The sequence below is a fragment of the Varibaculum massiliense genome (assembly GCF_900106855.1).
GTDB lineage: Bacteria > Actinomycetota > Actinomycetes > Actinomycetales > Actinomycetaceae > Varibaculum > Varibaculum massiliense.
Genome location: NZ_FNWI01000004.1, coordinates 1,232,914 through 1,254,671, shown reverse-complemented (window position 1 = coordinate 1,254,671; position 21,758 = coordinate 1,232,914). Strand labels below are relative to the sequence as shown.

Below are 21,758 nucleotides of genomic sequence, written 5' to 3'. Positions count from 1 at the left end.
GCTATCTTGCTATTGCCGCCCGCGAAAGTAGCTGAAGCTTTCCCCCAGCTAAGCAGGAAAAAGTCGGGCAATCTTTATATTTAAGATCACCCGACTTTTCCCCGCAAAGTGTAGCTATGACAGTAGTTGACTACTACTTGCCACCCTCAACATTTACAAACAGTTTGGCGCTAATATCTTCATGCAAATTGATTTGAATCTGATATTTTCCAACCGCTTTAATCGGCTTTTCAATAATAACCTTGCGCCGATCTATGGTCTGCCCGATCTGTTCTTTAACCGCTGCCACCACGTCCTGGGCGGATACTGCTCCAAAGAGACGACCGGAATGGCCAGCCCGCTTGGAAACTACCACGGTATTGTGGGCTTCAATCGCATCCCGCACTGCCCGGGCATCCTCTACGTTAGAGATTTCCCGGCGCCGGCGCGCCCGAATCATTTCGTCGATCTGCTTTTGGGCTCCCTTAGTCCAAGGGTGCGCCATTTTTCGCGGTACCAGGTAGTTGCGGGCATAGCCGCGAGCTACGGTTACTACGTCACCGGAAGAACCCAGCCCCGGTACATCCATATTCAAAATAATTTTGGCTGTTGCCATGACTAGACCCTCCTATCAGCGACCAGAACTTGTGTAGGGAAGCAACGCCATTTCGCGGGCATTCTTAACTGCTTTAGCGATGGCGCGCTGTTGCTGTACGCTAACTCCGGTAACCCGGCGCGAACGAATCTTTCCGCGATCGGAAATGAACTTCCGCAAGAACGGGGTGTCTTTATAGTCGATTTTTTCAACCGGCATATTACGTAGCGGATTAGCCTTTTTCTTTATTGGCTTCGCGCGAAGAACTTTCTTCGCCATATTTACTCCTTAATGGTGTGACCCGAAGGTCTTATCCTGAAATTTTAGAACGGCGGTTCGTTACCCTCGCCGTTATCGCTGGTGGCAGGAGCAGCCCAAGGATTGTCATCCACGGACGGTTGCGCCGCACTCATCGAACCTGTACCCAGGTTTGCAGCAGCGCCCCCGTTAAATCCCCCACCTTGATTGAAATTGGCAGCTGGAGCGCCAGAAGCGAATCCGCCCTGTCCTCCCTGATTGAATCCTCCGCTGGAACGGGGGATCCGGGTAACCTGGGCTTGCGCATAACGCAAGGACGGACCGATTTCATCTACCTGAATCTCTAAGGAGGAACGGTTCTGTCCGTCCCGTTCCCAGTTGCGTTGCTGCAAGCGACCGTAAACAATCACTCGCATCCCTTTGGTTAAAGATTCGGCGATATTTTCAGCCATTTCCCGCCAAGCAGAACAACGCAGGAACATGGCGGTACCATCTTCCCACTGTCCGGATGCGCGATTATAGGTTCTGGGAGTGGAGGCCACGGTAAACGAGGCCACTGGCACCGATTGCGCGGTATAGCGCAACTCAGGATCTGCAGTCAGATTCCCAATAACCGTTATCAGGGTGTCTCCAGCCATTTTGTTCTCCTCGAACTTAATCGCGCCGCAGCAACTTGGTACGCAGAACTGATTCGTTTAGCGTTAGCTGCCGGGTTAGCTCTTCGGCAATCTGCGGAGTAGTGGTCATATCGATGACCGCATAGATCCCCTCAGAATGCTTTTCAATCTGATATGCGAGGCGACGCTTTCCCCAAATATCGGTCGCATCTACACTTCCCCCGTTAGTAGAAACTACCGTGAGTAGCTTCTCTAATGCCGGGGCTACGGTGCGTTCGTCGATTTCGGGATTCAGGATCACCATCATCTCGTATTTGCGCATCTTAACCCACCTCCTTTGGTCTAACGGCCACGGTCCTTCCGTGGCAGGAGGGTATATGCTATCGACCCGAAGGTCGCACTACAGGATAACCCAGTTAGAAGCGCTTTTTCTAGCCGATAATCAACTTTGTTATGAACCCCTCTTTTTCTGGTATTTCACCCAAAAAATTCTTTTCCACATCCATAATGCGGCTGACAAAAAATAAACTTTACAGATTTTTCCCAGCTTCTTGTTCCGTTTTTGACTAGGGCTCAGGTTGCTCACTTTCCTCTGAAGAGGGACTTTCTGCAGGTTGACTAGTTACAATCAGGGGTCGGGAGGTCGTAGGGGGAGGGGGCGGCGAAGGTACCTGTGCAGTTTGATAAGGAGTTGATTTTTCCTTAGGAACAATCTTATTTTCCTTGTCTTTATCCTTATAGGAAAACAGAGGCTCCACAGGTAAGTCTTTGACTGCGTTCTTCATATAAGCCAACCAAATCCTTGCAGGTAAAGTACCTCCGGTAACCTCTCTTACTCCCGCGAAGGGAGTAATTGATTGTTCAGATCCATCTTCGCCAACTTGATACATAGAAACCGCAGTCACCATCTGCGGTACATATCCCACAAATTGAGCTGACCGGTTGTCATTGGAAGATCCGGTCTTCGCTGCTACTGGCCGACCCAGTTTACCTGCAGTCGCTCCAGTTCCTCCGCTTTCGGTAACAGCAGCTAGCGCTTTATTAAGTTCCGAAATATTTTCTTCTTCAAACTGACGAGTTCCGGTAGTATCCGCCTCATAAAGCACATTCCCAGCGGAGTCGGTAACTTTAGCGATAATGTGGGCAGGTCGGCGTATTCCTCCGGTGGCAAAGGTGGTATAGGCATTGGCAATATCAATATTATGAGGCGAACTACTGCCTAAGACCCCAACTAACACATCTTGATCCAGACCGGCAGTATCTTTGGGATACCCCGCGGAAATAGCCACCTGCCGGGTGGTATCCATTCCTACTTCGCTGTTAAGCCTGACATAGGCAGTATTAATAGACATTTTTGTCGCTTGAATAAGATCTACTTGACCATAAGAGGCTCCCCCATAGTTACCTATGTAAGTATCACCAATTTTCATCGGTCCTGATCCGCTAATTTTTTCTTCTAACTTATGCCCGTGTTCTAGCGCAGCTAGCAGGGCAAAAGGCTTAAAGGTAGAGCCGGCTTGCGCAATATCTTGGGTGACCGCGTTTCTCTGAATCTTTTGATAGTCCTCTCCCCCATACTCAGCAATAACTGCTCCGGTAGCGGTATCTATTGAAATTGCCGCCACCCGCAATCCCTGGGGTTTATTTTCCGGCAAAGTCCCTACCGCGTCCTCTAACATTTTTTGTTTTTCGGGATCAATAGTGGTGTAAACCTTAATCCCCGCGCGATCTATTTCGTCTTCGGTATAGCCAATTTCAGTTATTAATTCTTGCCGCACATGCTGCAATAAGTACCCGGTAGTTCCTTTAAAATAGGTGGCTTCCGGCTTTTTTTCTTGTACCTTGGGAAAAGTTGCGGCGTCTCTTTCTGCTGGTTTAATCATTTTGTCAGTAACCATCAGGTTTAATACCCGCTTCCAGCGTGACTTAGCCTGCTCGGGACTAACTAGAGGATCCCAAGCATTGGGAGCAGGAATAATCCCGGCCAGTAGTGCAGATTCGGAAAGATTTAAATCTTTAGCACTCTTTCCAAAATAGGCGTTAGCTGCAGCTTCTATCCCGTAAGTTCCCCTACCAAAATAGATTGTATTTAAATAGTCGTTAATAATCTTTTCCTTAGGAACCTGCCGGTTGATTTTCAAAGCTAGAATGGTTTCTTTAAATTTTCCGGTGTACCCCGTATTTCTTCCGGTGTAGTAATTTTCTACATATTGTTGGGTAAGGGTAGAGGCGCCTTGGGTAGGTCGTCCCCGCACGTTATTCCACAGGGCGCGGGCAATACCTTTAAAATCAATGCCACTATTTTCATAAAAGGTACGATCTTCACTGGCAACTACGGCATCACGAATATAGGAATTTTTGAAAGATTTAGTATCTACGATGGTACGATTTCGTTCCGCAAACTTTCCCATCATAGTGTCGTTATCACCCCAATAAACCGTGGTTACCTGGGCATTCGCAAATTTTTGAGCTTCGGGAACTTCCAGGCGATAGTAGGAAATCAAGAAAGTCAGACATCCGGCAATGATTCCTACTAAAATCAGTCCGCTAATAACTCCTAATATCCTTTTTATCCACACCCCCACTCTTTTAGGATTTTTTCCTGGGCGAGTTACCTTCGAATTTTTCTTATTACCTGGTCTTGAGGTACTAGGACGCGAATTGGTTGGTCGACGATCGTTCTTCATCCCGGAATTTTTCTTCGGGGATACACTGTTTCTTCTAGGTTTAGCATTATTTTTCTTAACACTTTTTGCTGGTTTACCTGCCGGTTTTAACTTTGCAGAGGAAGGGACTGCAGAAACACTATTAGTTCTTCCCCGCCCGGAAACACTCTTAGCAGCAGATACTTTCTTTTTGGGGTTACTTTCATAACGAGCCGGATTAATAGGAGCCACCGAACGCGTAACATCCGCTTGAGCCCGCGCCTGAATTTGTTCTCGTTCGTGTCGACGACGTTCCTTACGGGAAGGAAAATCGTAATCGCCTAACCCGGCGTTGTCTGCGGAGTGTTTTTCGGTCATAGCTACAGATTAACCTAGCTACCGCTCAGGTCGGCACTAATTTAATAGTTAATGACAGATTATCTGCTTTAACGCGGAAAGTTATTGTTGGTTATTTTTAGAATCTTAAATTTTTTCTTCTCATAGTCATCACTTACTTGAACTTAGGGAATTATCAGATAAAACCGCAGGTAAATACCTAAATAGAGGTTGTTAATATTATCAGGATTTACTGGGGATTCTCTGGGGAAGGCGGGGACAGCGGTGAATTATTTAAGTATCTATACACAGAAACTTTGAAAAAATCCCCAATTATTAACAGGTTTATTCACAGGTGTGGAGAAACCCTATTTAACCTGTGCTCATGAGAACTACATTTTTGTAGTTCTACTGGTAGTAGCAATGAAAAATAATGTTAAATAGATTCCCAAAATTTTCCTAAGGTTAGTGACAAATAAAGGGAACTTATTGTGTACATCACTTTGCGTGGCGAGCAGCTTGTCGAATTTGATTCGTTAGTTCATTGACGTGATCGAAAATCTGCGGTTTAGATTTCATTAGCTGGGTAATCTTTTTATTGGCGTGCATTACCGTAGTGTGATCGCGTCCTCCGAATTCTTTGCCGATTTGAGGTAAAGATAGTTCGGTTAGTTCCCGACATAAATACATGGCGATTTGTCGAGCCTCGGTAAGGGAACGCGAACGGGAAGGCGAGCACAGGTCATTGACGGTGGTTTCAAAATATCCGGCGGTCTGAGCCTTAATTAAAGCTGGGGTAATTTCTTGATCATTGGGGTCAGAAACAATATCTTTAAGTACCATTTCTGCGAGCTGCAAGGTTAAGGGCTGTTTAGTAAGGGAGGCGAAGGCAGTAACCCTTAGCAGCGCGCCCTCTAACTCGCGGATATTAATAGTAAAACGAGAAGCAATATAGGACAAGACTTCCGGAGGCGCGCCCACGCCCTCTTGGCGAATCTTATTCCGCAAAATTGCGATGCGAGTTTCTAAATCGGGAGGCTGCACATCGGTAAGTAGACCCCATTCGAAGCGTGAACGCAGACGTTCCTCGAATCCCTCAAGCTTTTTGGGAGGGACATCGGAAGTAATAACTACCTGCTTATTATCGTTATGTAAAGAGTTGAAAGTGTGAAAAAATTCTTCAATGGTTTGTTCTTTACCCTGCAAAAACTGAATATCGTCAATCATTAAGATATCGATATTGCGGTAGCGGCGTTGAAACTCGTGCGCGTTTCCTTCCGATACTGAATTAATGAAATCGTTGGTGAACTCTTCGGAATTTACGTAACGCACCTTGATATGGGGATAAAGTTTGAGCGCATAGTTTCCAATGGCGTGGAGTAGATGAGTTTTTCCTAGTCCGGAACCTCCGTAAACAAAAAGTGGGTTATAGGCTTTTGCCGGAGCTTCGGCAACCGCGATGGCAGCGGCATGAGCGAAACGGTTAGAACCCCCTATAACGAAAGATTCAAAGGTGTATTTAGAGTTAAGCCGGGAATCGTAAGGTTTTTTAGGTGAGGAAACTGTAGTTTTTTCTACAGAAGTACTTTGGGTAGTTTTAGGTGCGGGTGCAACCACTTGTTGTTCATTGGGATTTATAGTCTCCCCATTATCTAGGGAGGGATCGACTGAAACCGCCAAAATAACTTCCCGAGAAGTAGCTTCGGAAAGGTACTTTCGTAAAAACGAACCTAAACGAGTTTCTAGAATCGATTTTGAATAATCATTAGGGGTAGCGATAACGATGGTGTTTTCGTAGGTGGTAAGGGGTTTAGACATGCGAACAAACGCCAGGTCTGCCTGACCCACCTGAGGATTTTGTTTTAAGTTATTAATCGCGTCTTGCCAGATTGTCTGAAGCGAACTAGACATCGATTTCTCCAAAATCTCTAAAATCACTGTGAGGAATTTCCCCAACTTTGGGGGTAATGATGATTCTAGGATAAAAACGGGTTATCCCCAACCTGGGGAAAAGATTGTGGATAACTTACACGCTTGTAGTTTAAGGGAGAATAAGGCAATAGCGTGCGAAAACTCTTTGGAAATAGAAATTTTTGAAAATAGAAAATTAACATCTTACATCTTTGTTATTTTTATAAGTTCCACAGGCTCGGTAAGAGGAAGAAAAAATAGTGGTTATAACCACTGAATAACTATTTGACCTGGCTAAGCGCTATGCGTAGGCTTGCTTATGTTGTCTAATCCAGGGTTAAGAAGCCTGGAACCTAAGATACCGGAGCTTATTATTCCGGTAAGCGAAGAACATTTAGGAGAATTACAGTGACAAAGCGGACTTTTCAGCCGAATAACCGTCGCCGAGCCAAGAAACATGGATTTAGGGCAAGGATGCGCACTCGCGCAGGGCGCGCCATTATTGCTAATCGTCGGAATAAGGGACGCAAGGAACTGTCGGCTTAAAACATGTTGCCCCAGGCAAATCGCCTGAAAAAATCAGCCGATTTTTCCTTAGTTTTTCGGCGGGGAATAAGCGCCGGAAATCAGCTGATGGTGGTGCACCACCTACCCGACCAGTTAGGCACTTCGGCGCCGCTGGTCGGTTTCGTTGTACCTAAAAGGTTTTTGCCCCGGGCAGTGGATCGTAACCGAGTTAAACGGCGCTTGCGAGCACTTAGCGCGCAGCGAATAGAAAGTTTTGGCAGCGGAAGCCTAACCGTAGTGCGCGCCCTTGGAAAAGCAAAAACCGCTTCTTATAGGCAGCTAGGAGCCGCTCTAGATCAGGCTTTAAGTAAGGCGCAGCGAAAGGGAAAAAAGTGAGTGGGAATATCGCGCAGAGGGGGCTAATATTCGTAGTTAGCTTTTATCAGCGCTACCTGTCTCCCCTATTTCCCCCGCGCTGCAAGTATTATCCCAGCTGCAGTAACTATGCGCTTTCGGCAGTGCGAATACACGGCGCCCTTAAAGGAAGTCTGCTTAGTGTTTGGCGCCTTGTGCGCTGTAATCCACTTTCAGATGGGGGAGTCGATTATCCCCCGGAAAAAGGAAAATGGAAAAGCGCGCCCTATCATCAGATGACTTTAAGCGAACTCCAAGAACATTGGGCAAAGATAGATAATGCATCCCTACTCAGCCGGGTAAAACAGTAAAGGAGCAAATCCATGTTGCTAAATGCGCAGATGCTAGCGGCATCTACCCAGCCCACATCGGGCGGCTGGTATGACACCGTTTTATATCCCTTCAAGTGGGTGACTGCCTGGGTACTAGTAGGAATCCACAAGGGACTGACTTTGTTGGGGTTACCGGAAGGACCTGGTGCTACCTGGGTGCTATCGATCGTGGTGCTGACGATTTTCGTGCGGCTACTAATTATTCCCCTGTTTATTAAACAGATAAAGTCCACCCGGGGAATGAGTGCTATTCAGCCCCAAATCAAAGCGATTCAAGAAAAATATAAGGGACGCAACGACCAGGTTTCTAAGCAGCAGATGAGCCAAGAAACCATGACCTTGTACAAAGAATATGGTGTCAACCCGATGGCATCGTGTTTCCCGTTGCTTATTCAATTGCCAATCTTGGCTGCTTTGTACCGGGTACTTTGGCAAATGCCTTTAATCGCTAAGCATCCGGGAGCTCATATCGGAGGGTTTGATTCCACCCTGGCGGCAGAGATGGATAAATCTACAGTTTTTGGGGTTTATCTTTCGGATACTTTTAATAACACCGCCTCCGACCCAACTGCGACAAAAGCCCTGATTATTATTTCCGTGCTGCTCTATGGCGGGTTGATGTTCTTCCAACAGTTCATCAATATGCGGCGCAATATGAACACTTCCAATCCGCAGCAAATGCGGATGATGAAGATGATGGTATATGTGATGCCGCTGATGACCGCCTGGTTCGGTTTTATCGTGCAGATTGGGGTGCTGGTCTACCTGGTAGTGACCATGGTAGTCAGCTTCATTCAGCAGATGTTCGTTATGTATTATTTGCCCACTCCCGGCTCCCCCGCTCATGATAAGCAAATGCGGCGTCACCAGGTAAAATACGATAAATTTAAAGAGGAAACTCTAAAGGAATACAACCAGAAGCTGTCCGAAATGGGACTAAGCGGCGAGGACGTAGCGAAGGGCTTACGCCTCGAGGTTAAAGCTAATCGCCAAGGTAATGAAGATCCCTTTGCCGAGGTGGAAAATGGCGAAGTGTTGCGCGAAGGTGTCGCCCTCCATAAAGAAACCCAGGACAGGCTGCATAAGAAAGCTCAAGACCTGGAACTAGAAGAAAAACCAAGGAAACCGGTTAAAAAGTCCCGCATGATGACGGCGCTAGAAAAAAAGGCTGCCGAACAACAGGAAGGATTAAAGCCGGGAGTACGCAATGCCCAGGCACAACCGAAACGGCTTACTCGCGCACAGCGGGATGCGCAAGCCAAACGTCGCCGTCAGGGTAGCGGGCTGAGTGAACAAGAAAAAGCGAAACGCCGCCAGGCGCGCAGGAAGAATAATGCCGGTAAAAATAGGCGGAAGAACCGATAGGATTATTGCAGGTAGTTAAGAGAGGAATAAGTATCATGAGCGAAGAGGAATCCCCAGACCGGGTGGCAGCTTTAGAAGAAGAGGGCGATATTGCCGCCGATTATTTGGAAGAACTGCTCGATATTGCGGATTTGGGCGGAGATTTAGAAATCGATGTAGAACACGATCGCGCCAGTGTTGATGTGGTTGCGGATCCGCAAGATGTTTCTGACCTGAAGCGTTTGGTAGGTAAAGAGGGCGAGGTGCTAGAAGCATTACAGGATTTAACTCGCCTGGCAGTCTCGCAAAAAACCGGAGAACATTCGCGCTTAATGCTGGATATTGTGGGCTATCGTGAGGAACGCAAACAAGAATTGCGGGCTATCGCTGAAGAGGCGATAACCAAGGCAAAAACCACCGGGGAACCGGTGCGCCTTGAGCCTATGAATCCTTTTGAGCGTAAAGTATGTCACGACGTAGCTGCTGGTGAAGGTGTATATTCCGGTTCGCAAGGTCAAGCTCCGAACCGGGCGGTAGTTATTTATCCGACCGAAACCGGACCGGAATCAGAAGAAGAATAGTTTGCCTTTCCCGCTGACTTTTAGGTCTTAGCGGGCTGGTTTTACTGATTTAGGTTTCGCTATGTCAGCAGCAGGAGATTTTGAGCTTGCGCTCCCAGGAGAGAACGTAAAAGAGTTCTTTGGTTCTTCTTTTACGGTTATGACTCGCTATGCACAGATGCTGGCAGACCAAGGTGAATTGCGCGGACTATTAGGTCCGCGCGAACTCCCCCGGCTCTGGCCGCGGCATGTGCTAAATTGCGCGGCGGCGGAAAAGTTCTTGCCTCTGGGCAGAAATGTAACCGTTGCTGATGTGGGATCGGGAGCGGGACTACCGGGTATAGTGTTAGCTATAATGCGTCCTGACCTGCAGTTTTACTTAATCGAGCCTCTGGCTCGGCGTAGTAAATGGCTAGAGGAAGTAAAGAATGAGCTGGGACTAGAAAACGTAGAAGTATTGCGTTCTCGCAGCCAAGATTTACCCCCTAACCAAAAGTTTTCTGCGGTTACCTCCCGGGCGGTTGCGAACCTGAAGAAACTAGTGCGTATCTCGGGCAAACTGGTGGCTCCTGGAGGACGGATGCTAGCGATTAAGGGCGAGCGAGCTCCCCTGGAACTAACAGAGGCTCGGGAGGAATTGGCAGCCGCTAAACTAGAGTCGGCACATATAGAGGAAGTACCTTCCCTAATGGATGATTCAATCACTCGTATCATCATGGCAACGAAGCGCCCCTAGGGTGGCAAGCTTTTTACAACTCTTGTTGGAGGCATAATGAGCAAGCATCGATTAGCAGATGCAGATATGGTGGAGCAAGCAGATAGCGGAAACGATAACGGCTTTACTAGGCGTGCGTTTAATCCCGGCGAAACCGATATTTTGCCTGCGCCCCAAAAACCGCGGGTAATTGCGGTGGCGAACCAAAAAGGCGGTGTCGGTAAGACTACTACGGTGGTGAACCTAGCGGCGGCGCTGGCTTTAGGTGGATTAAAAGTTCTGGTTATCGATGCTGACCAGCAGGGAAACGCCTCCTCTTCTCTAGGTTTTCGTCACCTCGTTGAAGGCCAGCTTTCCCTTTACGAGGTAATGACCGAAGGAACAGCTCTGCGAGACGCGCTAGTACAAAACGCGAAAATCCCGAATCTTTGGGTAGTACCTGCCTCTATGAATATGGCGGGTATAGAGCTAGAGCTAAACGAGCGGACTAATTTTCAACAGATTCTTGCCGAGGCAGTACATCAATTATTAAGCGGTGGCGAATATTTCGACTATATCTTCATCGATTCTCCCCCATCGCTGGGGATAATGACGGTTAACGCCTTGGTAGCTGCGCAGGAAGTCTTGGTTCCTTTGCAGGCAGAATATTTGGCTTTGGAGGGACTTACTCAATTAACTAACACCATTGATATGTTGGTTATTCGCCTTAATCCCCACCTGCGATTTACCGGGATTTTGCCTACCATGGTTACCACCAACACCTTGCTAGGTAAAGGAGTTTTAGAAGAGGTACGCGCCTACTATGGCGACATAGTGATGGAAACAATTATTCCCCGTAACGTGGCTTTAGCAGAGGCTCCCTCGCATGAAGAATCCATTTTGACTTACCAACCGGCCTCTAAAGGTGCAAAATGTTATTTAGATGCCGCTTATGAGTTGGTTAGCCGGGAGGAGAAATCGTAATGGCGAGAAAGAAGCATTTGGGGCGAGGGCTATCTGCGCTGATTCCCACAGAGCCAGTAGAAACTAAACCTGCAGAAGTGAAAGCAGATACTGACTCTCGACCGGCAGATATTTTTTTTGGTGGTCACGGGCACTCCCCCAAAGGTGGTTCCGCCAAGGAACTTTTGGAACCTCGTAAAATTGTTTCACGTGAAACATTACGTAGTTCGCGCCCCCAAACTGAGCGAAAAAAAGCTGAAAATTTGGCAGCACGCAAGGTAAAGCAAGTTCGATCACCTCAGTCAAAGAAAGGTGAAGGGAAAGACGATGTTTCACGTGAAACATCGTTGGTACCGGTACCGGGGGCGAGACTTGAACTTATAGCAGTTAAGAAAATAAATCCCAATCGCTCCCAGCCCCGCCAAACCTTCGACGAAGATGAAATTGCGGAACTGGCTGCTTCAATAAAAGAAGTAGGACTATTACAACCAGTTGTGGTGCGCACAGATCCTACCGATAAAAACGCTTACGAATTAATCATGGGAGAACGGCGGCTGCGAGCATGTCAGCTGGCGAAAGTAGACCAGATTCCTGCTATCGTTCGTGAAACCAGCGATAACAAGATGTTATTGGATGCGCTCATCGAAAACCTGCATCGAGTTCAACTTAATCCTTTGGAAGAAGCAGCAGCCTATCAGCAGTTAATGGAGGATTTTGGCTGTACTCAGCAGGAACTTTCAAAAAGGGTCTCTAAATCTCGACCCGCCATTACTAATGCTTTGCGACTGTTACGTTTGCCAGCTAGCGTGCAACCGAAAGTTGCTGCGGGAGTGCTTTCTGCGGGGCATGCCCGCGCCCTCTTGGGGATAAGTGATCCAGCAGATCAAGAATACCTAGCCGATCGCATTATTGCCGAGGGTCTATCGGTACGTTCTACTGAAGAAATTGTGGCACTGGGAAATGTGCGCGGAGCGGCAAGGCGACGGGGGACTTCCTCGCGGAGCAAGCCCAAACTTTCTGCTAGTCAAGAGCTAGCGCAGGCACGCTGGACAGATATTTTGGATACTCGTGTGGTTATTAAACCGGGTAAGAAAACCAGTAAATTAGTTATTGAATACGCAGATGAAGCTGATTTAGCGCGGATTACTAGCTTGCTAGAGAAGGCTAGTGATAAACGCAAGTAAGTAAGGCTTCCGCCAGTTAGTTCGCCCGCTTGTAATGAAAGGTCAACAATTCAAAGCTTGAGCAAATCTGAAAATGCTTTTTTGGGAAAAGTACCGCAGCGTTACAGCTAGCTAGGCGCGGATACCGCGAGTGGCAGCTTCGCAAGTAATCACATTGATAAGTTTTCCAAAGCCTAAATCTGACTGGGCTGCTAAAGGCCAAAGCGATGTGTCAGTCATACCGGGTACTACATTAGCGTCAATGAACCAAGGATTACCCGCCTTATCCACAATCATGTCAATGCGAGAAAAATCCTCTAACTCTAGAACCCGGTGACAGTCTAAAGCCAAGGAGCGGACCCGGTCATCAAGATCGGGATCTAAAGGCGCGGGGGTAAAAAATTCGGTGCGTCCGGTTAAATAACGCGCATCAAAATCGTATCTACCAACGTCAGTGCGGATTTCTACCGGGGGTAGAGCCCGAGGAGCGCCTGCTTCTTCAACTATAGAAACCGAGATTTCTCGCCCTGAAACAAAGCGCTCAATTAAAACCTCGTCGTCATAGGCGAAGGCGTTTACCATTGCGGTACGTAGCGCGCCCTCGTTCTCCACGTAGGTAATTCCCATGGCGGAGCCGCCCCGAGAAGGCTTAACCATTAGAGGATAACCCAAGCGATTGGATACTTCACTCAGTAAAGTATCCGCTCCCACCTGGCGAAATAGCATTTGGGGGAGGGCTACTGAACGCGGAGTAGGTAAGCCGTTCTTTTCCACCACCGATTTTGCTACCGGTTTTGAAAGTGAAATCCTACAACCCTTAGGGCCAGAACCTACATAGGGTAGTCCGCTGAGCTCCAGCAAATCTTGAAGCGAGCCGTCCTCGCCCTCACGCCCGTGAATAATCGGCCAAACCACGTCGGGGGCAAAGTCGTTGAGTTCGCTCAACAGATCCCGATCTAGCTCCAGAATTTCCAGATGGTGACCGTATTGGCGCAGCTGAGTAGCTACTCTATTTGCCGAACGCAGCGAAACTTCCCGCTCATGGAGCTGACCTCCGGTAATAATCGCAACTTTTAAGCATTTACTTTCAGTCATGGCTGTTACCTTTCTGCTGGGAAGCAAATAACCTCACTAGCTCCATTTCCCGATGCACCACTTTGGCTAAGCGGCGTACGCCCTCACGGATCTCGTCTTCCGGGGGATAGCAAAACGATAGGCGGATATTTTGGTGACCTTCGTTAGAGGCATAAAAGGCGGTGCCGGGGGTATAGGCCACCAGTTCGCTAACTGCCCGGGTAAGCATAGCTTTGGAATCTAGTCCCTCTGGCAGGGTAAGCCAAGTGTAAAATCCACCTTCGGGAACCGTCCATTGACATTCCGGCAGGTAATCAGCTAAAGCCTCTAACATGGCGTCACGGCGTCCTCGATACATTTGCCGATACGAGTCAATCTGCCCGCGCCAATCATAGTCGCGCAGATAAGCATGAATAGCCATTTGCCCTACCATTGAGGGCGATAAAATAGCGGATTCGGAGGCCACTACCAGTTTGTCCCTGACTGCCGAAGGCGCATACGCCCAACCAATCCGAAAGCCCGGAGCGAAGATTTTAGAAAATGAGCCAAGGTAAACTACCAGGTCAGGGGCAAGTTCAACTAGGGGAGTCATAGTTTGTCCCTCAAAGCCTAGAAGCCCATAAGGGTTATCTTCTAAGATCAATACCCCATATTTACGACACAGTTCCACCAGTTCCTTGCGGCGCGAAATCGACATTGATACCCCGGCGGGATTATGGAAATTGGGGATGGTGTACAGATACTTGATACGTTTTCCTTCGGCGCGCGCCTGCTCAACGGCGCGGGCAAACTCTGCCGGAATCATCCCCTGATCATCAAGGGCAATATGACGCACATCCGCCTGGTAGGCATTAAAAACTCCCAGGGCTCCCACATAGGAAGGCGACTCGGCTAAAATCACGTCGCCTGGCTCAATGAAAAGCTGCGTGACCAGGTCTAATGCTTGTTGCGAGCCGGTAGTGATAACTACGTTATCAGGGTTAGCGTGGATGCCCTCTTCGGCCATTACTTCAGTTATAGCTTCGCGCAGCGGCGCCCAGCCCTGCCCGCCACCATATTGCATCGCCTGTTCACCATGTTCTAGCACCAGTTGCTGGGCGCTATTGGCTAGTTTTGCCAGCGGTAAATCGTGGATATTGGGCATCCCTCCTGCTAAAGAAACCACTTCCGGACGGGAAACCACTGAAAAGAGGGCGCGAATTTCGGATTCTCGCAGGTTATGAGCTCGCGCAGCATAGGAATCCTGCCATAAATCCAGATGGGTTCCTTTTTCTTGCACGCTCATTTTGCCTCTCCTTTGCTAGATTACTAGCCATTTTCCCACGAAGAGGCGAAGCTACCAAAGCCGTGACCATAAAAAGGGCAAAATTGAAGTAAAGAGGTTTTACTCGCGGGGAGCAGAATCGGATTCGCCTTGCGGGTGTTTCCCGCGTTGGCTGCGTAAATACCAGGCGAGGGTGGCAAAGAACGCCACTAAAACCACTAGCAGTAGCGGTAACAGAAAGTCGGGGAGGGCGCTGGCCATGCTGGTGATGCGGGTTTCTAGCGATACTTGCTGGGAGGGGTTAAGTAAAGAGTTAGAGCCTGTGCCGCCGGTAATCAATAAAAATGCTCCTACCCCTACAAACACCAAGCCAGCCACCAGGGAACCCCAGGTGGTTTGGCGCCCTAAAAATCGGAGGGGACGCGGATGAAACAGGCGCTGTTGACGAGCAGTGAGCGAACCCCAGATTAGGGAAAGCAAGGCTACGGGAGTGAACATGCCGAGCGCATACCAAAACATAAGGATGCCGCCGCGAACACTGGAACCGGTTAAGGTGGCCGCCGAAAGGACTGCCCCTAAAATCGGACCGGTACACCCGGACCCGGCCAGCCCGTAAGAGATTCCAAAAAGAAAAATCCCGGCGATACTGGGCCGAGTAGCACCCCCTAAAGCCTGAGGTAGAGGCAGTTTAGGTAAGGGGATAGCTAATACTTGGGCGATACCTAAAGCCAAAATTACCCCCCCAGCTATGAAGGTAACTAGGCGAGAATTAGCGAGTAGCCAAGCTCCAAGACCTCCGGCGGCAAAACCTAGGGGTACCAGGGCAATGACCAGCCCGACTAGGAACACTAGGATGCGCTGTAGGAGGCGCCCGCGCTCCTCAAAAGCACAGGCGAAAAAAGCCGGCAGCAGGAAAGCTCCGCAGGGAGCTAGGAAAGTAACCAGCCCTCCCAGGTAAGCAATCGTAAAGTTAATAGTCATGGGTGATTACTTTGCGTCTTTCAGGGCGATTTCAATCGTTTGTAGAAAACTTTCCGCAGGTAGAGCCCCGGTAATGTAGTAGTTATTAATAAAAAATGCCGGGGTGCCATTAAGGCCAACCGCGTGGGCACGCGCGCTTTCTTCCTCCACTATTTTCGCAGTTTCCGGAGAGTTAAGGTCTTGAGTGAAGCGTTCAAGGTCGCTAACTCCGCTGGACTTAGCCACTTTCGTAACCAGCTCCTGATCCCAAGTAATATGCCCATTGCCTTCTTGACCAGCTAGGTTGGTGGCGGCAATCAAGAACTCCCAGAACTTGCCCTGTTTAGCGGCAGCAATTGAAGCGGCTGACGCCAGATCCGAATGGTAATTCTGGGCGAAAATCGCCAAGTTGTTGAACTCGATCCGCAAAGTTCCGTTATCAATATAGGGTTTCAGCTGGGGAAACACCGCGGATTCATACTGGTAACACATGGGGCATGAAAAGTCTGAAAACTGAATCATGGTTACCGGTGCTTTGGGGTTACCGATTGCCCGGGCATCGTCCTTATTGGAGCGATAAAACGATTTGATAAGCTTCTTACCCTCTTCGTCACTAATTAGGTTTACCCCTTGAGGTAACTGTTGATCACCTTGAGTGTCTTGGGTGTTAAGCGAGGAGGCGTCGGTATTATTGCTACCACTAGCGCTGCTATTACCCGAACCTAGATAGTAGGCGATGAAAAATACCAGCACTAAGAAGGAAATCGCCAGTAGACTTAAGACAATAATGGCTGCTGGTTTTTTCTTGGGTTGCTCGATGGCTGGGGGTTGACTCATTAACCTATTCCTCTCTTTACTTCTAGCCTAAGGGAGAAAAGTAGGTTGAAGCTAGTTAGTTAAAGCACGTCCCGCCGTTGCAGGTGACGCATCGCTAACCATCCCAGGGGGGCGCGCATCCAGAATGTCAGTAAGCGGTACAGTAAGGCTCCAGATAAGGCGATGGCGCCCGGTACCCCGGCGACCTGCAGACCGGCAGTCAGGGCGGCCTCGACTGGGCCAAGCCCTCCCGGGGTGGGAATCAGGGAACCAAGGGTGTTGGATACCAAGAAAGTCACGGTAATAGTGGCAATGGGTAGGTGGTAGCCGAAAGCTGCCACCGCGCAATAAAAGACGGCTAGCTGCAGGCTGGTTTGCAGCAGACAACCCAGGGCAGTCAGGAACATTCGGCGAGGACTGGAAGTAATCCAGATTAGGCGCGGCCATACTTGCTGGAAGGGGGCTTCTATTTTTTCCCAAATCCATTTACGTACTTTGGGTAGGGCGAAAGCGGTTACCAGTAAAGCCACAATTACTAAAACTGCACCTACCATCGTTGAAGAGGGTAGGCGCACGTTCATAGAGGTGCCGGTGAACATTACCATTACTGCCAGCAGCGCCACCGTAATCACGAATTGGAAGAGTTGCATTAGGGAGACGGTAGCCAAAGCCAGGGCGCTGGTCATATTTTTCTTGGTTAAATACCGCAGGTTTAGCGCCCCTACCCCTAAACCTGCAGGCACGACCAGTGAGGTAACCGAACCGGCTATTTGCAGCAAAAATAGTTCTCCATACCCTAGGCGATTAGGGGTGACTGCCTGCAGGGAAAGTGCCTGCCCGCTGCTCATGGCGATAGCAAAGAAGACTCCCGTTAAAATCCACCAGCTATTAGCGGTAACAATCGTGGCGTAGATTTCTTTAAAGTTCAGCGAACCTAAGACCACTAAGACTGCCGCTACCCCCAGCGCGGTAAAAATTAGCGAAGACCAAGAGAACCTGCGCAATTGGGCGCGAGGAACAGTTGCCGGGTCTGTTTGGCTGCTGGTCAATAGTTCTTGGCGCAAGTTGGCAAGTAGAGAGGTTTTTCGTACCTGCCGCCTGGTAGAGTCGGGCAGCGCTAAAGTTTGCAGCACCGGAACCATAGCCTCTATTTGAGAACCGGGAAGTACCTTCCGCAGGGCTTTTACTGCCCGATCTTCTCCCACCAACAGGCTAGTGAGCACTAACAGTTGTACCTGGTCGATAAGGATCGACATTCTGGAGGCCGCAACCTCTCCTTGTGACCAGTTAAGAAAATAGGGGGATCCATCGGATCCTAAACAAAGATTCTCGGCACTGATATTACGGTGAGCGAGTCCTCCCTGGTGGGCGTTTAGTAGCTGCTGCCAGGCAGAGGAGAGCTGTTCATCAGAAATATCGGCAGCACCCAGGGAGCTAAACGGTCTAAGGGCAATGTTGTCCTCGAAAATGTTTAGCATGGTGGTGCCCGAGTGGGCGAGTCCGTGATAGGGACGTGTTCTGACCTGCGCACGGGTGGTCATCGCTCCCATTAGCGCGGTGTATTCGCCATTTTGCCTCACCGTAGTGGCGGTTGATTTGGAGAAAGAGCGTAGCCGCAGGTTATTCCAGATTCCCGTAATCCAGGTGGAGAGACGAGAATCCCCATCGGTGGCCACCATCCGGTAGCAGCGAGAGTCCTCGGAGATTACGCTGTAAACTCGGTCGGCAGATCCGGCTGTTTCTCCTTCAGATTTCAGATCCTGACCGGCAAAAGTGGCGAGCTCTAAGACTGGATCTAGCGGCAAACTTTCCCGTTTCATTTCCCCAACCGGTTGCAGGGAGCCCGCCTCGGTAGTAAAAGTTACCTGTTCGACGCACAGTAAATCCCCCTCGGTGGGAGGATCAAGGCGCAGGATTCGCCGGGGAGTAATCCCTACCCTGGTCAAAGCCACAATCAAGGCGCTTCCGGTGGGACGATGATTGCGCACCCCCCACAGGTAGCGCCCGATACATCCGGTGAAAGTGCCTAATAGGACGGTGACAAGCGCTGAAGGTAAGGTCATGCGACCTTGTAGGACCGCCAGGGCAAGGATTGCCCAGGTTATTGCCCACAATACCCGTACTAGCTGGTCACGTCGGCGTTCCCCCGCCATAGTCATCATCGCTACGACTGCAGTAAAGGGAATGGAAATTGCGACGATAGAACCGCCCACCGCCCACACTTTCAAAGCGTTAGAAAATACGTAGGGTAGCGCTGAAATCAAAGCGGAGGCTCCTAAAGCGACCACTCCCCCTATTAACGCAGTAAATGCGGATTGAAAGGTGCGTAACCATTGCCGACGCAGCGCCAGCATGATGAGTAACGCCACCGGAGCCACTAGGATAAATAGATTTTGCAGCATGGAGAGGGGCAGTAGCAGAATCTGCGCCAAAGTGGTGTTGATAAAGACTTTAGTTAGATCTTGGGCAACCGCCTGGGTGGTGGCGTGGGCGTAAATGGCCAGCAGTACTACCAGGATGATGGCTGCCAGGTAAAGCCCGGCGCGTGCCAGGTCATCGATACGGCGTAAACGGGAGTTTTTGGCGTCTACTATTTCGGTGAGGTGCTGATTCCCTTGGGGGCTCGCAGTATCTCCCGAAATACTCATGTTCTGATTCTATGCAATTTAGTTGGATGTGACCTTGCGCCCAGGAGGGGTTTTTGCTTGCCGGGGGCTTCACGCCCTCGTCTAGGATAAAGAGAGTTCATAATTTTGTTTCAGGAGGATCAATGTTAGGGTTCGTGGCGACCACCGGGGCAATAGATTATCTTACTGACCCGAATCTTTTGCTGAACACCCTCCTGGCTCAACTCGGCGGCTGGATGGTGGCCGCGGTCGCCCTGATTGTGTTTATTGAATCTGGGGTACTCTTCCCGGTACTTCCAGGCGACTCTATGATTTTTGCCTTGGGGATTTTACACAACCGGATTCCGGGGGTACCCGAATGGTTGACTTTCTTAGTACTATTCGTGGCCGCTATCTGCGGAAACCTGGTGGGTTATTGGCTGGGTCGCAAATACGGGCGACGGTTATTTAAAGATGATGCCCGTTATTTGTCAACCGAAAATATGCATAAGTCCGAGGAGTTTTTCCGTCGTTACGGTGGGGTGGCGCTACTATTGGCGCGCTTTGTTCCTTTCGTGCGCACGTTTGTGCCGATCATTGCCGGGATAGGTAAGCAGCATTACCGCACTTTCTTGATCTGGAATATGCTCGGTGCTGCCCTCTGGATTGGGGTGTTTATGATCGCAGGGGTGCTGCTGGGGGATATTCCGGCAGTGGCTAATAACGTAGAAATAATCGCGATTGCGATTGTAGCCATTTCGGTACTGCCGATGGTGGTCAGCTATTTCAAGGCGCGCTCGAAGAAGAAAACTGCCGACAAATAGGGAAACGGTAGCCGGGCAATAGCCAGCGTTTGCTTGCGCGCGACCGGCTTAAAAGCTACGAAGTAGGGGAGTTACTGGTCGCGTTCGATGGCGACAACTTCGTATCCGGCGTCCTTAACGGTGTCGCGGATAACCTGGTCTTCGATCTCGTAGTCAGTCAGGATGGTCACCTGGCTGGGTTCGTCTGTGCGGAGCAGTACCGACACCTGCTTCACCGTATCTAGATTCTCCAGGGCTTCACTTATGTGTTCTACACATTTATTGCAGGTCATGCCGGTGACCAAAATATCGATAGTGCGATCGGTGGCTTTTTGTCCGGGTCGTTTTGCTGGGAAAAACCGCATAATATCCTCTTCTTGTATCTTGCTATGTTCTACCTGAATTCTAATCTTTCGCTTGCGGTTTGCAACGAGTTCAGCTGTTTATGAAACCCGAGAATTTAAGACGGGGCAGGAGATTGAGGGAATCTCCTGCCCCGTACCTAACCAGAGAACTGCTAAGGCCAGTTCCCAGTGGCCTTAACCGTTCATTAATGACCTGGTTAGGGCAATGGCGCCACCTGCGCCAATCAACCCAAGAACCGCGATTGCGGCAATGGTGCCGAGCCCACCCATGCGGTCAACCACACTGGGGTTGCTGGTAGCTCGAGCCGCAGCGGGCGCCGAAGGCGCTGCCTTGGGTGCTTCTACTCCCTGAACTTGACTGGCGGTCCCATTGCCAGTTGCGTCCTTCGCGCTATCCGACCCCTCTTGAGCCGGTTTAGCGGAGTTGTTCGAGGAGGTAGGAGGAGTATCCTTTCCACTTGCGTTATTGGAGGATGAAGTATTGCTAGGGGCTTCCCGGTAACGAACTGGTCCGGGAACCGTTACTGTACGAGTGCTTTCCCGATACTGAACTACTGTGCGTACCGGAGCTGGCTGTGGCTGCGCTTGGCTGGAAGCGCTGTGCTGGTTAGCCTGCGGACGGGTTTGGGGCGTGGTACGCGGCGTAGCATTCCTGTTCGAAGCATCAATAGTCGGTGCCGGGCGCTCCACGGTAGGAGCCGTAGGAACCTCGGGAACATCAGGATGAGAAGGTTCAGTATTCGGATCAGTGCTGGGCTGAGGTGCCGGAGCAGTATCTAGTACCTTAAAGTCTCCGGTAGCCGGAGCCCTAAACTGGTGCAGCTCCAGGCGAGGATTTACGGTTTGCCGCACTGCCTGCGGGTTGACCACCATCTTCTTAATCTGCAGGTACTTGTCGAAAACATTGTTGTCTAGCACCGTAGCGAAGTCATAGTCACACCCGGCATTAACTTTCAAAGCCCCGTAAATTTCGTCCTCTAGTTGAACGAAAACCCAGGCGTAGGTCTGTTTGACCGAAGGCTTGAAGTTGTAGCTCGCTGCCAACCCAAAACCGGTGTCATGAACTGCTTCTTTAATGTGGCGGTAGTTGGCGTCAGCGTCCGTATCGAAAATGTACATGTAGCCACCGCCATTGGGGTTGCGGTAGCTGTCGCGGCTAGGGAAGGGGTTCTGGTCAGAGTCAGAAACGGTTAAGAACCAGTCTTTACCTGCAGGAAGATTACGAATCTCTACGTTTTCATAACCCAGCTGATCGGAACCGATACAGCCGCTTAAGAACTTAGGAGTGTTCGCCACTGAGGTGGTTACGTTTACCTCGCTAGCTGGCGATTCACCTTGTAGGTTGCCGGCAGCCGCGACCGCTAAGAGACCGGCGGGAATCAAGGCCGTTGCACATACCCCAGATACCAGGGTCTTGGCGAAGTTCTTAAGTCTCATGATTCAATCCCTCATCTATTGCGGAGCCGCTTTGGGAACGCTCCATTCATTTGGTACCACTAATAATCTTACCGCATGGTTACTAAATTGCCAGCTGAAAATAATTTAATCTAGG

Annotated in this window: 22 protein-coding genes; 9 read left to right on the top strand and 13 right to left on the bottom strand. The window is 49.6% G+C overall.

What is annotated here, in order from left to right; all coding sequences use genetic code 11:
- Positions 1–133: 133 nt before the first annotated feature.
- The 6 genes from rplI to dnaA all read right to left on the bottom strand — a co-directional run bounded on the left by rplI (position 134) and on the right by dnaA (position 6,341).
- Positions 134–595, bottom strand: coding sequence for a 50S ribosomal protein L9 (rplI, locus tag BQ5456_RS05645; protein ID WP_071129135.1), 462 nt, complete (start codon positions 593–595; stop codon positions 134–136).
- A 15-nt stretch (positions 596–610) separates the two neighbouring features.
- Entirely contained in the window at positions 611–853 is a 243-nt protein-coding gene (gene rpsR / locus BQ5456_RS05640) for a 30S ribosomal protein S18 (RefSeq protein ID WP_022864511.1), read from the bottom strand.
- 44 nt (positions 854–897) lie between these two features.
- The gene (locus BQ5456_RS05635) at positions 898–1,470 is read right to left on the bottom strand and encodes a single-stranded DNA-binding protein (RefSeq protein ID WP_071129134.1); all 573 of its coding nucleotides are present in this window, start codon (positions 1,468–1,470) and stop codon (positions 898–900) included.
- A gap of 16 nt (positions 1,471–1,486) precedes the next feature.
- Positions 1,487–1,771, bottom strand: coding sequence for a 30S ribosomal protein S6 (gene rpsF, locus BQ5456_RS05630; RefSeq protein ID WP_071129133.1), 285 nt, complete (start codon positions 1,769–1,771; stop codon positions 1,487–1,489).
- Positions 1,772–2,015: 244 nt separating this feature from the next.
- The gene (locus BQ5456_RS05625) at positions 2,016–4,472 is read right to left on the bottom strand and encodes a transglycosylase domain-containing protein (RefSeq protein ID WP_071129132.1); all 2,457 of its coding nucleotides are present in this window, start codon (positions 4,470–4,472) and stop codon (positions 2,016–2,018) included.
- Positions 4,473–4,928: 456 nt separating this feature from the next.
- Positions 4,929–6,341 carry a chromosomal replication initiator protein DnaA gene (gene dnaA / locus BQ5456_RS05620; protein WP_071129131.1) on the bottom strand — a complete coding sequence of 471 codons (1,413 nt, stop codon included), beginning with the start codon at positions 6,339–6,341 and terminating at the stop codon, positions 4,929–4,931.
- A 408-nt stretch (positions 6,342–6,749) separates the two neighbouring features.
- Between dnaA and rpmH the strand changes: the two genes are divergently transcribed.
- The 8 genes from rpmH (at position 6,750) to BQ5456_RS05585 (ending at position 12,339) form a co-directional block, all read left to right on the top strand.
- Positions 6,750–6,887: a 50S ribosomal protein L34 gene (gene rpmH / locus BQ5456_RS10130; protein ID WP_083378387.1), complete on the top strand. Its 138-nt coding sequence runs from the start codon at positions 6,750–6,752 to the stop codon at positions 6,885–6,887.
- Between the two features lie 3 nt (positions 6,888–6,890).
- Positions 6,891–7,244, top strand: a complete 354-nt coding sequence (gene rnpA, locus BQ5456_RS10730) for a ribonuclease P protein component (protein WP_071129130.1) — start codon at positions 6,891–6,893, stop codon at positions 7,242–7,244.
- On the top strand, positions 7,241–7,573 hold the full coding sequence (yidD, locus tag BQ5456_RS05610; RefSeq protein ID WP_071129129.1) for a membrane protein insertion efficiency factor YidD: 333 nt from the start codon (positions 7,241–7,243) through the stop codon (positions 7,571–7,573). The genes rnpA and yidD overlap by 4 nt, the downstream gene beginning before the upstream one ends.
- Before the next feature lie 12 nt (positions 7,574–7,585).
- The gene (yidC, locus tag BQ5456_RS05605) at positions 7,586–8,959 is read left to right on the top strand and encodes a membrane protein insertase YidC (protein WP_071129128.1); all 1,374 of its coding nucleotides are present in this window, start codon (positions 7,586–7,588) and stop codon (positions 8,957–8,959) included.
- A gap of 35 nt (positions 8,960–8,994) precedes the next feature.
- Positions 8,995–9,519, top strand: a complete 525-nt coding sequence (locus tag BQ5456_RS05600; RefSeq protein ID WP_071129127.1) for a Jag family protein — start codon at positions 8,995–8,997, stop codon at positions 9,517–9,519.
- A 61-nt stretch (positions 9,520–9,580) separates the two neighbouring features.
- On the top strand, positions 9,581–10,234 hold the full coding sequence (gene rsmG, locus BQ5456_RS05595) for a 16S rRNA (guanine(527)-N(7))-methyltransferase RsmG (RefSeq protein WP_071129126.1): 654 nt from the start codon (positions 9,581–9,583) through the stop codon (positions 10,232–10,234).
- 36 nt (positions 10,235–10,270) lie between these two features.
- The gene (locus BQ5456_RS05590; protein ID WP_235858536.1) at positions 10,271–11,176 is read left to right on the top strand and encodes a ParA family protein; all 906 of its coding nucleotides are present in this window, start codon (positions 10,271–10,273) and stop codon (positions 11,174–11,176) included.
- Positions 11,176–12,339, top strand: a complete 1,164-nt coding sequence (locus BQ5456_RS05585; RefSeq protein ID WP_071129125.1) for a ParB/RepB/Spo0J family partition protein — start codon at positions 11,176–11,178, stop codon at positions 12,337–12,339. Before BQ5456_RS05590 ends, BQ5456_RS05585 begins: the two co-directional genes overlap by 1 nt.
- A 111-nt stretch (positions 12,340–12,450) precedes the next feature.
- On the opposite strand, the gene BQ5456_RS05580 is transcribed toward BQ5456_RS05585, so the two are convergent.
- The 5 genes from BQ5456_RS05580 to BQ5456_RS05560 form a co-directional block, all read right to left on the bottom strand.
- Positions 12,451–13,413, bottom strand: coding sequence for a D-alanine--D-alanine ligase family protein (locus tag BQ5456_RS05580; RefSeq protein WP_071129124.1), 963 nt, complete (start codon positions 13,411–13,413; stop codon positions 12,451–12,453).
- Positions 13,406–14,677 (bottom strand): aminotransferase-like domain-containing protein, encoded by a 1,272-nt coding sequence (locus BQ5456_RS05575; RefSeq protein WP_071129123.1) that lies wholly within the window; start codon positions 14,675–14,677, stop codon positions 13,406–13,408. The genes BQ5456_RS05580 and BQ5456_RS05575 overlap by 8 nt, the downstream gene beginning before the upstream one ends.
- Positions 14,678–14,776: 99 nt before the next feature.
- A complete protein-coding gene (locus BQ5456_RS05570; protein ID WP_071129122.1) occupies positions 14,777–15,637 on the bottom strand; it encodes a cytochrome c biogenesis CcdA family protein in 861 nt (286 codons plus the stop codon).
- A gap of 6 nt (positions 15,638–15,643) precedes the next feature.
- Positions 15,644–16,453: a DsbA family protein gene (locus BQ5456_RS05565; protein WP_071129121.1), complete on the bottom strand. Its 810-nt coding sequence runs from the start codon at positions 16,451–16,453 to the stop codon at positions 15,644–15,646.
- Positions 16,454–16,512: 59 nt separating this feature from the next.
- Positions 16,513–19,080: a lysylphosphatidylglycerol synthase transmembrane domain-containing protein gene (locus BQ5456_RS05560; RefSeq protein WP_071129120.1), complete on the bottom strand. Its 2,568-nt coding sequence runs from the start codon at positions 19,078–19,080 to the stop codon at positions 16,513–16,515.
- Positions 19,081–19,202: 122 nt separating this feature from the next.
- On the opposite strand from BQ5456_RS05560, the gene BQ5456_RS05555 reads away from it, so the two are divergent.
- A complete protein-coding gene (locus tag BQ5456_RS05555; protein WP_071129119.1) occupies positions 19,203–19,862 on the top strand; it encodes a DedA family protein in 660 nt (219 codons plus the stop codon).
- A 71-nt stretch (positions 19,863–19,933) separates the two neighbouring features.
- On the opposite strand, the gene BQ5456_RS05550 is transcribed toward BQ5456_RS05555, so the two are convergent.
- Both BQ5456_RS05550 and BQ5456_RS05545 read right to left on the bottom strand, forming a co-directional pair.
- Positions 19,934–20,206 (bottom strand): heavy-metal-associated domain-containing protein, encoded by a 273-nt coding sequence (locus BQ5456_RS05550; RefSeq protein WP_071129118.1) that lies wholly within the window; start codon positions 20,204–20,206, stop codon positions 19,934–19,936.
- 174 nt (positions 20,207–20,380) lie between these two features.
- The gene (locus tag BQ5456_RS05545) at positions 20,381–21,643 is read right to left on the bottom strand and encodes a hypothetical protein (RefSeq protein WP_071129117.1); all 1,263 of its coding nucleotides are present in this window, start codon (positions 21,641–21,643) and stop codon (positions 20,381–20,383) included.
- Positions 21,644–21,758: the final 115 nt, after the last annotated feature.